Origin of the sequence: Paenibacillus sp. FSL M7-1046 (assembly GCF_038007405.1) — a bacterium.
Taxonomy (GTDB): Bacteria; Bacillota; Bacilli; order Paenibacillales; family Paenibacillaceae; genus Paenibacillus_AQ.
In genome coordinates this window covers 7,017,690-7,031,389 of sequence record NZ_JBBOXB010000001.1, presented here as the reverse complement: position 1 = coordinate 7,031,389, position 13,700 = coordinate 7,017,690, and the positions used below count along the sequence as shown (strand labels likewise).

Here is a 13,700-nt window from a genome sequence, read left to right as displayed (position 1 = left end):
TGACGCGGGCAGAAAACCTTTGTTATGGTTTTTACAGACAGACGCCAGCCGGAAGCATTTTTGGAGGCGAATTGCACGCTTTTGTGTGAGCTTAGCTTACCGGACTACTGCGAGGGAGATGGTTGATTTGATCAAAGGGATTATATTTGATTTTGACGGAACGATTATCGACACGGAAACAGCTTGGTACACCGCTTTTAGCGAAGCCTATGGAGAGCATGGGGTAGACCTGTCGCTGGAACAGTATTCTACTTGCATAGGCACCAGCCTTAACAGTTTTAATCCCTACGAATATTTGATGACTGACCTTAAGCTGCCTATCGACCGGATGGCATTCAGAATAGCGGTCCAGCAGAGGCACAGCAAGCTGATGGAGCTGGAACAGATGCGGCCGGGAATTCAGCAATATCTGGATGCTGCCAAGGACGCCGGACTGCGGATTGGCCTTGCTTCCAGCTCCTCTATGGACTGGGTGGAACGGCATTTGGAGCTGCTGGGCATACGCGATTATTTCGAGAGCATCCGCACCTCCGATCATGTGGAGAAGGTGAAGCCTGATCCGGAGTTGTATAACCAGGTCATGTCCTCTCTTGACATTAAACCACATGAGGCAGTCGCTATTGAGGATTCGCCAAACGGCGCAAGAGCTGCAGCTGCTGCTGGAATGTTCTGTGTGGTGATCCCGAATGCCATTACCCGCTTTCTTGAATTTGATATGCCGCATCACCAGACCGAAAGCCTGAGTCTTTTGGACTTCGATCACGTAGTTTCCCGGAGTTGCTTCGAAATCTCTGGTGTGCAGGTATAAAACACTACAGTGTACTAATTTCTGCGTATAACAACTATAATTTGTGAAATTATAAAGAGTTGAAATTACTTAAGGGGGACACCGATTTGAGAGCCGTACATTTTGGAGCGGGCAATATTGGCCGGGGATTTATCGGTCCAGTGCTGTCAGACTCCGGTTATGAGGTTTGTTTTGTCGGAAGAAATAGGCTGAAAATCGCTCAGCTGCAGGAACGGGGGCGCTATCCTGTTACCCTTGCCAATGATGAGCGGGACCGCTTTATTGTGGAGAATGTAACCGCCCTTCATCTGAAGGACCAGGAACAGGTGGCCCAAGCTGTAGCAGAGGCTGAGATCGTGACGACAGCGGTCGGGCTAACAGCGCTGAAGGACATTGCCGGAGCCATCGCGCAGGGTATTGAGAACAGGCTAAACAGCAACGCCTATCCGAAGCCGCTTCATATTATTGCCTGCGAGAATGGCGTAGGGAGCAGCCAAAAGCTTAAAAATCTGGTCTACCGCCATTTAAAGCAGCCTTTAAAGGGGCGTGCAGACCGCTGTGTCGCCTTCCCCGATGTTATGGTGGATCGCATCGTTCCAGTACAGACGCATAAAGATCCGCTGGAAATCGTAGTGGAGCCGTTCAGTGAATGGGTCATTCCCCGCAGCGAATTAATCGCTGATTATACGGAAATCAAAGGCGTCCATTATGTAGACTCCCTCGATTCCTATCTTGAACGGAAGCTGTTTACGGTGAATACCGGGCATTGCAGCGCAGCGTATTTTGGTTACCTGGAGGGCTGCTCCAGCATTCAGGAGGCGATGTCCGACCCCGGAATTAAGGACCGTGTCCGCGGAGTGCTGCAGGAGACCGGCGCGTTGCTGGTCCATTTATACGGTTTTGATCCTGCGGCGCACGACAGATATATCCATAAGATCATGGACCGGTTCATCAACCCGAACTTCAACGATAAAATATCGCGCGTAGCCCGTTCCCCGCTTCGCAAGCTTTCACCAAACGACCGGCTGCTGCGGCCTGCTATGCTTGCCCATGAGCTTGGTCTAGAGACCTCGTATCTGGTGTCGGCCATTACTTCCGCACTTCTCTATGGCGACCCTAATGATCAGGAAGCTGTGCTTCTCCAGGAAGAAATTCGGACTGCCGGTTTAAGCGCAGTGCTTGCCTCCCGGTTAGGGGTTCCGGCCGAACATCCGCTTCACGGCGAAATCCTCAAGGCATACCGGAGAGCCTGCTTGAGACATCCTCATCTGGCCAGCAGCGGCTTTGAATCCATGGTTCAAATTCTACGCGGCTAAGCTGTCCAAAAATTCGCATATCAACGGCAGACCGAGTCATAATGCTTATGCCGGCCTGCCGTTTTAATAAGCAAAGATGGCTTTTGCAGCAATCCCGCATGTGAAAAGAGGACGATATCCCGGGCCATTCGACCGCTGGATATCGTCCTTTTGAAGACGGCAAAGCCGTTTCCGCTTGTGGCAGCAGAGGATTCAGGAAGAGGGCTTGCTGAGTGTAGCAGAGCTAAGCTGATAAATCTGGTCTTCCAGAACCGTACTTGCCTTGCCCAAAAATTGTGTGATGAGTTCAAGCTCTTCTGCCGTATACGAGGAAGCAAGGTTCAGCATTTCTGAGTGAAGCTTGAGGTAGGTGCTGCTTACCTCTTCCTTATTCTCATACAACGGGACAATAATCACTTTGCGGCGGTCATTGGGATCATTTTGCCTGCGGACATATCCGCTTTTTTCAAGCCGGTCAATTAATGCAGTAACGCTGCCTGTGGTCAGCCCGGTCAGTTTGGACAGTTCCCCGGCCGTAATCGGACCTTTCTCACGCAGAATGTCTACGGATAAAAAATCATTATTGTATAACCCGAGGGAAGCGGCTACGTTTTGCTGATAGATTACCGTTCGGGTTCCCAGTCCACGCATGAGTAGGGTGAGTTGTTCCTGCAGCTCCGTAGGTTGATCTTGTTCATGACTTGACATAAGACAACCCTCCTTCTGGAATGTTAATATCTCGATGGGCTAGATATTACAATCTTAAAATATTTGATGGCACGTAATAAATTAATTTTATTCTATCGAAACCGTTGATATTTTGCAAAATAAGTTCAAAATAGTGTGGACCACAGTGATTGGAACAACAGTCCGGTCGCGGAGCATTCGCACCAAGTACTCATGTCTATCCTGTTCACCAAACGAGGGGTGTCCCAAGCAGCCATTTCATGGCTAAAGGGACGTCTCTTTTTGTTTGGTGAAATTAATCAACTATATCAGTTGAACTGAAGAACTACCTAAATAGATTGAACTTGAGAATTACATTTAGGGATAAGTGGCGGAGGGGGATTTTGGAACTGTAGGAGCGATAGCGACCGCCTTTTTCTCCGGATTTCAACCGCAAGTAGCGGTATAAATCAAGAAATCGGGAGACAACAGCGGCCGGAAGTCCAAACATTCTCTGTAGTCACGGCCAATCCCAAAATAGAAGAATTATAAGTTCAATATATTGATGAAGTAAAGCTTGACGGTTAACACAATAATGGAATAAAGTATTAAAAGAAACTAAGTTTCAAGTTAAATAAAGTTTCAAATATATCAAAAGGAGCAATTGAATATGGGACAGATGATCCGAGGATTCGCCCAGCTAAGCCCGGAGCAATACGTCGAAGCAGGAGGTAAGGGAGCGATGCTCTCCAGAATGCTTCAGGCCGGTTATCCTGTGCCGGAGGGATTTGTTGTCTTTCCTTCGGCCTTTGAAGGCGATAAATTAAAGGAAGAGGCTTGGACTGAAAGTGCAGCCAGGCTGCGGAAAATCCGCATGTCATATAGAAATGCACGATTTGCAGTCAGATCTTCGGCCTTAAGTGAAGATTCGGCGGAGGCATCTTTTGCCGGGGAATTCGAAACGGTGCTGGACGTGGAGACAGACGAACAGATTCGCGAAGCTATGTACACGGTCTATCAATCAAAGGATAGCGAACGGGTTCAAGTCTACAGCTCCATGCAGGACATGGACTCCTCCCATAAGGTTGCCATTGTAGTGCAGCTGATGATTCACTCGGAAATCTCCGGAGTCCTGTTCACCGCCGACCCCATTACAGGCAGCCGCACGGTTCTGCCGGGGAATTATGTCTATGGGCTGGGAGAGCAGTTAGTTTCAGGGGAGAGCAACGCATATTCCTTCACACTCGCAAGGAACCGGGGCAGATATGAAGGCCCGGGAGATTTCAAGCGGTATGCAGTCAAGTTATACCGGTACGCATGCCGGCTGGAGAAGGAGCTGGGAGCTCCCCAAGATATCGAGTGGGCGGTCGCAAAGGGGCGGGTCTACCTCCTGCAGACGAGACCGGTTACGACCTTGAACCCGGGAAACCGCAATACATTCGAGATCAACGACTCGCTGGCCGGTGATTTTCTCTGGACCAATACCAATGTGGGCGAATCCATCTCCGGTGTCTTAACACCTCTGACCTGGTCTATCCTGCGCTCCTTGGATGAAGAGTACAATATTATTCCGGGACATTATGTGATGTCCGGCAATATTTGCGGAAGGGTGTACACTAATGTTAGTCTTTCCGTATCAATGTTCTCGGCATTTGGACTGAACACCAAGTCGATATGGAAGAAAATGAGCCGGGTGTTTGGAGAGCTTCCTGAAGGCATGGTACTGCCGGTATATCCATTTACCAAACGGGAGCTGCTCAAGACAGTGCTTCCCAAGATGATGCACAGTATGAAACAAACTCGCGAGACCGTTAGAACCCTTCCGCAGTTCCTGAATGATTCACCAGAGTGGTGCACACGGCTGACAACCCGCCTCCAAGCTGCAACAACCCGCGAGGAACTGCTGTCGCTCTGGAGGCAGGAGCTGTGGCCGCAGAATGTCAAGGCACTGTGGTCGGCACTGGAAGCACCCTCTGCCCAAATGCAGAAATTTGAGAAGCTGCATAAGCAGCTCAGCGAGGCGGTCGGAGAAGAAAAGGCCAATATGCTGCTGTCCAACGCCGGGGAAGCCGCCCAGCTGGAAAGCCTGGGACCGCTGATCGGAATATCCAGAGTAATAAAGGGAGAAATGAGCCGGAAGGAATACCTTGTGAAGTATGGCCACCGGGGACCGAATGAAATGGAATTATCGTATCCTGACCCGGGAGAAGACGATACGTGGCTGGACAAGCAGATCGCTGAGTTCCGCAAGGCCCCTATGGACGTGGAGGACATCCTGCAGAGACAGCGGGTCCGGAGCGGAGAAGCCTTGAAGGCGTTCGAACGGCAGTATCCGGCAAAGGCCAAGCGGATTGCCCGGCGGATAGAGGCAGCCTCGGAGGGCCCGCGGCTGCGGGAAACCGTCCGTTCCGAATGGACCCGAACGATGCGGGTGAACCGCGCTTTTGCGCTTAAAGCGGGTGAGCTTGCGGGAATTGGAGAGGATGTCTTTTTTCTATATCTGGATGAGATTCTGAATTGGCTTGCTTCAGGCAATCTGACTGCTGTACAATATTTTTCTGCACGCAAGCAGACGTATGCAAGGTATCAGTCATTGCCGCCGCTGCCTTCGATGCTCCGGGGACGTTTCGAACCGTTCAAGTGGGCTAAGGACCCGCACCGGCGGCTGGATTACTACGATGCTTCCCAACCGATTCTCTTATCTGAACACCCTTATGCCGAAAGGCTGAAGGGTTCTGCCGGTGCTGCAGGAAGGGTTGAAGGGCAGGTGCGTGTAATGGCCAAACCGGAAGAGGGAGAGCAGTTTCAATCCGGTGAAATTCTGGTGGCTTCGACGATCAATGTGGGCTGGACACCACTGTTTCCAAGAGCTGCGGCCATTATAACCGACATCGGTGCGCCGTTGTCACATGCGGCTATCGTAGCCAGGGAATTGGGGATCCCGGCTGTTGTCGGCTGCGGCAGTGCGACAGCAAGGCTGAAGACCGGCGACCGTGTTATTGTGGACGGGGGACAGGGAGTAGTAGAACTTATTGTGAACTGATACGGAGATAAGGGAAGAATTCATTACAAGTTAATTCTAACAGGACAGGATGTGTGTACTATGCCTACAGGCGGGAAACGAAATATGGGATTGCGTGAACGTAAAAAGGCGAAGTCCATGGCAGAGGTTCAACGGCATGCGCTGCGGCTGTTCCGTGAGCAAGGCTATAAATCAACCACTGTGGAACAGATTGCCGAAGCTGCTGAAATTTCCTACAGCACTTTTTTTCGTTACTTCTCAAGTAAGGAGGATGTGCTGACCCGTGATAATTATGATCCTCTGCTCGTGTCTGCCTTTGAGGCACAGCCGTCCGAACTTAGTCCGCTCCAGGCACTCAAAAACGCCATGATGTCCGAGGTGCTTGATATGTCTGAAGATGAGCTGGCTACGATGCGCGAACGGAATCAGCTTGTGATTGCGATTCCCGAGCTGTGGTCAGCGATGATGAACAGCATGACGCAGATGATGCAGCTGATCGCGGAGATGGTAGCAGGGCGTGTTGGCCGTCAGCCGAATGATCTCGCAGTTCGCACTTTTGCGGGAGCGGTCATCGGTGTGAACATCTCGGTCATGCTTCATTATGCAGAACACCCGGAAGAGGATTTCGCGGCAGTGCTGGATGAAGCGCTGAGCAAGCTGGAGGATGGACTGCCGTTGTAAGCAACTACTTCTATTTTGAGGTGCTTTCTTTTTGTGGAGAAGTAGGGTTTCACCAAGCCTTTCGGTTTGCCGGAGGGCTGTTAATGTTTTCAAATTAGCTATTGAAATGAAAACGGTTTTATGATAATTTAAATTTATAAAAACGTTTTTATAGCAAAGGACGAATTTCATGGCAAAGATAACAATCAAGGACGTTGCCAGAGAGGCTGGCGTCTCTATTTCTACCGTGTCTAACGCATTAAATGATGTGGATGTGCTGAGTCCGGAGACCAAATCCCATGTGCTCAAGGTTGCTCAGCGGTTGAATTATATTCCGAACCTGAACGGCAAGCTGTTAAAGTCCGGTACGACCAAAATGCTCGGGTTCTTCACTACAAGTGTTACGGGTCCATATTTTTATAAGCTGGTTGAAACCATGGCCCGTGAGTGCGACCGTTTAGGATACGGACTGAATGTGTTTGTTACCAAGGATAAACAAGTGATTATGAGCAATATCCTGGGCCGGCGCGTGGATGGGGTCATTATTTACGAAGAACTCAAAATTGATGACGATGACATCAACGTGATGCTGAAAGACAAGATCAAGACAGTATTCCTGGACCGGGTGATCGAGAACGAAACGATGGGCAGCGTAATATTCGATTCCTATATCGCTGGCTATGAGGCTGCCAAGTACTTGATCAATCTCGGGCACAAAAAAATTGCCTACATATCCGGGGTAGATACGATGCTGGACAGTGTTCAGCGTAAGGAAGGATATCTGGCCGCCCTGCGTGAGGCACAGCTGCCTATTAAGAATGAGTATATTCTGCAAGGTTATTTTGAGGAAGAAAGTACTTATATTGCCGTGAAATCCTATCTCCACCTCAATCCTGACGATATACCCGATGCCTTTTTAGCCGGAAATGACGTGAGTGCGATGGGATGTATTCAGGCATTGAAGACCTATGGCTACGAAGTCCCCTCGGACATCAGCGTAATAGGGTTCGATGATATTGATATCGCTCCGTATTATTCACCACCGCTTACCACGGTGCGCAATCAGATCGCCAGACAAGGAATTATGGCTATAGACCACCTGGTCCGCATGATTCAGCAGAAAGAGCAGGGACAGGCACAGAAATTGGCCGGGGAACTGGTCGTGCGGGGTTCTAGTCAAGTGAAGATCGGCCGGAATTAAGCAGAGATAGAGGGCAACAAGGGAGCAACAATTCCGGTCTATTTTTATAATTATGTGCTAGGGGGTTTTCACGGTCAAAAATAAAAACGTTTTTATAGCTTGGACTTTCATACGAGGGGAGTGCGGAATGTGAATAAATTAGCCACCATACCGTCAGCCGGGAAGAGATCCATGGGGCAAAAGATCAAAGAATTCGTGGTTGATTATAAGAGGCAATGGGAGATTCAGTCCATGGTTCTTCCGGGCATTATTTTTATGATTATTTTTTGCTACATTCCGATTTACGGCTTGTCCATTGCTTTTAAGAATTACACGGTCATTGATACGCTGGATACTGCTCCTTGGGTCGGACTGGATAATTTCAAAATAATTCTGTCCGACAAATACTTCTGGGACGCAGTCATCAATACCTTGGGAATCAGCTTTCTGAAGCTGGCCATCGGCTTTGTTATTCCCATCATTCTATCCATTATGATTTATGAATTGAACATGGGACGTTTCAAGAAATGGGTACAGACCATCTCCTATCTGCCGCACTTTTTGTCCTGGATCGTGCTCGGCGGCATGCTGATTACCTGGTTCTCGACTACCGGACTGTTCAACGAGCTGCTGCTTAATCTGGGGATTATTTCGAAACCGCAGAACATTCTGCTGGATGCCGGGAAGTACTGGTGGATTGCCACCTTGTCGGATATCTGGAAAGAGGCAGGCTGGGGAACGATTCTGTATTTGGCCATCATGTCCAAGATCGATCCTACCTATTATGAAGCAGCCAAAATTGATGGCGCAGGCCGGATGAGACAAATCTGGAATATTACCTTGCCTAACATGAAGCCGATTATCAGTCTAAATCTGATCTTAACTGTAAGCGGTTTATTGGGATCGAACCTGGATCAAACGCTCGTACTCATGAATTCGCAAAACCGGGTTAAAGCGGAAGTCATTAACTCCTACGTGTACCGTATGGGGATGACACAGGGTGATTTCTCCTATGCTACTGCTGTTGGTCTGGGCGTATCCATTGTATCGGTGATTCTGCTGCTGACCGCCAACCAGATTACCAGCAAATTGAATGACAATCAATCAGTCCTATAGAAGGAGGCCTTCCCATGAATCGAAAGGCGGTTAAGGAAGATCTCGACAGCCGAATCTTCGATGCCATTAATATAACGCTGCTAGTGCTTGTTACCGTTGTTATTCTAGTCCCTTTGTGGAATGTCATTATTTCTTCACTCAGTTCAGGCCGGGCGCTGGCGGAAGGCGGGTTTATATTCTGGTCCAAAGAGTTCTCACTGGAAAATTACCGCGCCGTCTTCCGGGACAGCAGCATCTGGCAATCGTTTTTTATCTCGGTGTCCAAAACGCTGATCGGCGTCATTACCCATGTATTCTTCTGTGCGATGGTCGGTTATGCGCTCAGCAAAAAATATTTACGCGGCCGCAAGCTGTACGTGGCCATGGGCGTCATCACCATGTTTTTCTCGGGCGGGATGATTCCAACCTACCTGCTGATCAAATCCCTGGGAATGCTCGACAGCTTCTGGGTCTACATTATTCCCGCACTCTTCAGCTATTACGATGTTGTCATACTGATGAATTTCTTCAGAAATGTGCCGGATTCGCTAGAAGAATCAGCCAAGATCGACGGAGCTGGCGATTGGCGTGTTTTTCTCAAAATATTCATCCCGCTGTCCATGCCAGCTATGGCTACGATTGCCTTGTTCAACGGTGTCGGACAATGGAACGACTTCATGACAACCAAACTATATATTACCGATCAAAACTTATATCCGCTGCAAATGAAGCTGTATGAAATTATTGTGCAGTCTCAAACGCAATCCATGCAGAATATCGGAGGATCAGCTGTGATCGAAACGACCACCAAAGGGGTTCAACTTGCGACAATTGTCATTACCACCTTGCCGATTGTTGTAATGTATCCATTGCTACAAAGGTACTTTATCTCTGGCATGATGATGGGGGCGGTAAAAGAGTAGAGGTCACTTGCAGAGCTGTAGAGAAAAAAGCAGACAGGTGTGAAGTCTCGAGTAAGCGTTTACAAAAAAATGGGAGGTTACACAATGGACAAAAAGATGAACAGAACATTCGCTACAAAAGGGCTCAAGCTGTGTATTTCACTGATGGCTGTCATGCTGGTAGTCAGCGGCTGCGGATCAGGCGGCAATTCCAAAAGCGGATCTAAAAATAACATGGTATCCATAGAAGACCGTTACACACCGGACCCGGAAAAACCGGCATGGACGCTGGACAAAAAGGAAGAAACCACTGAGCTTACCTGGTATGTGAATGCAGACTGGTGGAACACCGATTTCGGCAAGGATGTAGTGACCAAGAAGATCAAAGAGGATCTGAATATTAATATTAAATTCATTACCGGTGACGATACCAAATTAAACACATTTTTTGCCGGGGGCAAAATGCCGGATCTGTTGACCATCTTTGACTCGAACTCCCAAATCGTGCAAAAAGCCGCAAATTGGGCGGTTCCGTTAAATGATCTGGCCGAAAAATATGATCCGTATTTCAATAAGGTTGCTGCCCAGGACACGTTGAACTGGTTCCAGTTGAAGGATGGAAAAACTTATGGCTATCCGAACTATTCCAATACACAAGCCGATTATGACAGCGGTAACATTCCTGCCAAAACAGCGTTTATTGTGCGCAAGGATGTATACGAAGCACTTGGAAAGCCAAGCATGGGAACCCCGGAAGAATTCAAGAGTGTATTGGGCAAAATCAAAACACAGTTCCCGGACATGATTCCTTTCGGCTTCAACTCTATCGGTGAAGGCAGCGGGTCCCTGGGCGATGTGCTGCAGGACTTTATCGGAGTGCCGCTCGAAGACAGCAATGGCGGATTCTACAACCGCAATTTGGATGAAGATTATCTGGCTTGGCTGAGAACGCTTAATGCCGTCTATAGGGACGGGAATATCAGCGATGACAGCTTTGCCGATGACGGAACAGCTTTTGAGGAAAAAGTGAAATCCGGCAAATACGCTACCATTTTCCTTGACGGCACACCTCAGCAAGGGGGCAATCTGCAAATCTTCATGAGCGGCAACCCGGGCAAGGAGTATATTGCCATTGACGGTCCGCAAAGCACTGTTGGAAATCAGCCAACCCTGAATCAGTCCGGGATTACCGGCTGGATGATCAGCTACATTACTAAAGACAGCAAGGACCCGGCCAAAGCCATTCAGCTGTTCACCTACCTGCTCAGCGAAGAAGGCCAGATGCTGATGAACTATGGTATTGAAGGTGAAACCTATAAGAAAAACGATCAGGGCAAGGTGGAATTGCTGCCTGCCATTAAAGACCTGCAGCTCAACAATGCGGATAAATTCAAGAAAGACTACCGGATGGGTGAATTTATGTTCTTCGGGCATGACCGTCATAAATCTATCAGCGATGACGCATTCCCTGAATCTATTAAACAAATGCAGGAATGGGGCAAAGGCAAGCTGAAACCGCATTTCATTCTTGAGAACATTAACCCTGACCAAGGTACCCCGGAAGCACGGGCATTAACAGCAATTAATACGAACTGGAACACATCACTGGTAAGCATGATCCGGTCCAAAAGCGAAGCAGAGTTTGACAGCACCCTCACCAGCTACAAATCTTTCCTGGATGCCAACAGCTGGGATAAGATCGTGGAAATCCGCAGTGAAAAGATGAAGCTGAACAAAGAAAAATTGGGCATCAAATAATTCGTGAGCAAGCATGGGTCCAAAATATAGAAACTGGAGGGAAACACATGCGTGAGCTATTGATTTACCAGTCCAAGGGAGAAGGCGAGCTGTTCCAGAAACAGTCTCCGGAGCAGCTGATGCCTGTTGATTCGGGAGCGGAGATTAGTGTAGTTGATCTTGATGACAACCTAACCTACCAGCAGATGGATGGCTTCGGTGCTTCCTTTACGGATTCGGCTGCTTATCTGATCCATCAGGTGCTGGATGCGGAGCAGCAAGCAGAGGTCATGACCAAGCTGTTCGATCCGCAGGACGGAATTGGCCTGTCTGTATTAAGAAATCCGATGGGGGCATCCGATTATGCCCGAACCTTATACAGCTACAACGATCTGCCCGAACAGGAAACCGATCCGGAACTGATCCGGTTTTCAGTGGCTCATGATGAAGGGGATATCATCCCTTTATTGCAGCAGGCCTTGAAGCTGAATCCGGCAATCAAGCTGTTTGCTTCACCTTGGAGTGCTCCCGGCTGGATGAAAACGAATGGATCGATGAAAGCCGGACAATTGAAAAAAGAACACTACGGCACCTATGCGAACTATTTCGTGCGTTACATTCAGGCCTATGCTGACAAAGGGCTGCCGATTTATGCGGTCACTCCGCAAAATGAACCCTTATATGAACCGGCTCATTATCCAAGCATGCTGATGCAACCCGAGGTGCAAATCGATTTTATTAAAAAACATTTAAAACCCGCATTTATAGCGCATCAGCTGGAAACCAAAATTCTTAGCTATGATCACAACTGGGACCGCCCCGACTATCCGCTGACAGTATTAGAGCAGGCAAATGAAGAGGTGGACGGTGTAGCCTGGCACTGGTACGGCGGGAAACCGTCGGCCCAATCGGAGTTTTTTGAAGCCTTTGCCGGCAAAGAAGTGCATTTTACCGAAGGCTCCGGGGGAGAATGGATTCCGCCGTTTGAGCAAGCCTTCTCGAATGTCATGCGGACCGGGATTGAAATTCTCAACAATCACAGCAAATCGTTTATTCTGTGGAATATGGCGCTGGATGAACATAACGGCCCTACGGTACCAGGCTTTGGCACAAGCACCTGCCGCGGAATCGTGCAGGTTAACCAGCAGACCCGGAAGCTGGTGTATACGCTGGATTATTACGCGCTGGCTCATTTCAGCAAAATTATCCGCCCGCAGGCTGTACGCATTGCATCCGCTGCGGGCAATGAGGTGATCCGTTCCGTTGCCTTCAAGAATACGGACCAGTCGATTGCTGCCGTGCTGTTCAATGACAGCGGGAAGGCGGAGAATATTGCTGTGAAGCTGCAGGGAACAGAGGTGCTAACCTTCCGTCTGGAGGCGAAGAGTGCCTTGTCCATCCTGATCAGCGACAGCGTGGAATAAGCGGGCAGAAGCTGGAACCTATCGGATCCTTAGGGAGTGAACCGGCGAGAGAGTATTCTCGCCGGTTTATTTCTGTACCGTAAACCGTGTAAACTCAGGTAGAGGATAAGTGACTGTTTATTGTAAAGGAGAGATGAGATGCTGCATTATACAATCCGGCTCATGGAAGAGCAGGATGCGCGGGAAATCGTGAAATGGAGATATGAAGCGCCGTATGCGATGTACAATCTGTCTGACGATCCCAAAGACATTCAAGAACTGCTGGACGGCTCCTATTATGCTGTGATCAGTCCTGAGAATGAACTGGCCGGATTTTTCTGTTACGGGCGCAACGCGCAGGTTCCTGGCGGAATCCATGAAGGTTTATACAAAGGTGACAAGGTGCTCGATATCGGTCTTGGCTTAAAGCCGGAACTCACCGGACGAGGCAAAGGGCGCGATTTTCTGGAGTCCGGTATGGAATTTGCCCGGCGGATGTACGGCCCTGAGCGATTCAGATTAAGCGTGGCCGCGTTTAATCAGCGGGCTATTGCTTTATATATCAGTGTTGGCTTTAAGCCGGCAGGGGAGTTCGTAAATAACAATGAAGAACACGAAATGATGTTCTTGTTGCTGGAGATGTAGATTCAATTTGATTGAGTGCTAGTTGTTGCTGCAGGTTAACCTTCTTGTGATTTGTGCTCTTTAAGAGCCGATCACACAGAAGGTTTTTTGCATTTGATTAAGGATCGTAGAGCGGGTTATCGGCGTTTGTTCACAGAAGGGACAATAACTGAGGCGTGCTTAACGCAGTGAATGTATGGATTTCTCGTGAAATATGTCAAGAAACATATGCGATCTGCTCCCGGGATCACGCGGAAAACCTGAACAAAACCTGTTTGGAAACGCTTAATGTAATATGTTGGTCACAAATTATAACATGCACTATGACA

At 48.7% G+C, this 13,700-nt stretch carries 11 protein-coding genes; 10 read left to right on the top strand and 1 reads right to left on the bottom strand.

Annotated features, from left to right (window positions below; translation table 11 throughout):
• The first annotated feature begins 127 nt into the window (after positions 1-127).
• Positions 128-808, top strand: coding sequence for an HAD family hydrolase (locus tag NYE29_RS31575; RefSeq protein ID WP_340899861.1), 681 nt, complete (start codon positions 128-130; stop codon positions 806-808).
• An 86-nt stretch (positions 809-894) separates the two neighbouring features.
• Entirely contained in the window at positions 895-2,103 is a 1,209-nt protein-coding gene (locus tag NYE29_RS31570; RefSeq protein WP_076112985.1) for a mannitol-1-phosphate 5-dehydrogenase, read from the top strand.
• Positions 2,104-2,295: 192 nt separating this feature from the next.
• Here the strand turns inward: NYE29_RS31570 and NYE29_RS31565 are convergent, their stop codons facing one another.
• Positions 2,296-2,790: a MarR family winged helix-turn-helix transcriptional regulator gene (locus NYE29_RS31565; protein ID WP_076112986.1), complete on the bottom strand. Its 495-nt coding sequence runs from the start codon at positions 2,788-2,790 to the stop codon at positions 2,296-2,298.
• A 628-nt stretch (positions 2,791-3,418) separates the two neighbouring features.
• Here NYE29_RS31565 and NYE29_RS31560 point away from each other — a divergent pair.
• The 8 genes from NYE29_RS31560 to NYE29_RS31525 all read left to right on the top strand — a co-directional run bounded on the left by NYE29_RS31560 (position 3,419) and on the right by NYE29_RS31525 (position 13,392).
• Entirely contained in the window at positions 3,419-5,791 is a 2,373-nt protein-coding gene (locus NYE29_RS31560; protein WP_076112987.1) for a PEP/pyruvate-binding domain-containing protein, read from the top strand.
• A gap of 60 nt (positions 5,792-5,851) precedes the next feature.
• Positions 5,852-6,451 (top strand): acyl-CoA-like ligand-binding transcription factor, encoded by a 600-nt coding sequence (locus NYE29_RS31555; RefSeq protein ID WP_076112988.1) that lies wholly within the window; start codon positions 5,852-5,854, stop codon positions 6,449-6,451.
• Positions 6,452-6,620: 169 nt separating this feature from the next.
• Positions 6,621-7,631 carry a LacI family DNA-binding transcriptional regulator gene (locus NYE29_RS31550; RefSeq protein ID WP_076112989.1) on the top strand — a complete coding sequence of 337 codons (1,011 nt, stop codon included), beginning with the start codon at positions 6,621-6,623 and terminating at the stop codon, positions 7,629-7,631.
• Between the two features lie 171 nt (positions 7,632-7,802).
• The gene (locus NYE29_RS31545; RefSeq protein WP_076112990.1) at positions 7,803-8,726 is read left to right on the top strand and encodes an ABC transporter permease; all 924 of its coding nucleotides are present in this window, start codon (positions 7,803-7,805) and stop codon (positions 8,724-8,726) included.
• A 14-nt stretch (positions 8,727-8,740) separates the two neighbouring features.
• Positions 8,741-9,628 carry a carbohydrate ABC transporter permease gene (locus NYE29_RS31540; protein WP_076112991.1) on the top strand — a complete coding sequence of 296 codons (888 nt, stop codon included), beginning with the start codon at positions 8,741-8,743 and terminating at the stop codon, positions 9,626-9,628.
• Between the two features lie 96 nt (positions 9,629-9,724).
• Positions 9,725-11,365, top strand: a complete 1,641-nt coding sequence (locus NYE29_RS31535; RefSeq protein ID WP_076113045.1) for a sugar ABC transporter substrate-binding protein — start codon at positions 9,725-9,727, stop codon at positions 11,363-11,365.
• Positions 11,366-11,412: 47 nt separating this feature from the next.
• On the top strand, positions 11,413-12,768 hold the full coding sequence (locus NYE29_RS31530) for a glycoside hydrolase family 30 protein (RefSeq protein WP_340899039.1): 1,356 nt from the start codon (positions 11,413-11,415) through the stop codon (positions 12,766-12,768).
• Positions 12,769-12,906: 138 nt separating this feature from the next.
• Positions 12,907-13,392 carry a GNAT family N-acetyltransferase gene (locus NYE29_RS31525; RefSeq protein WP_083675826.1) on the top strand — a complete coding sequence of 162 codons (486 nt, stop codon included), beginning with the start codon at positions 12,907-12,909 and terminating at the stop codon, positions 13,390-13,392.
• The last annotated feature ends 308 nt before the right edge of the window (positions 13,393-13,700 follow it).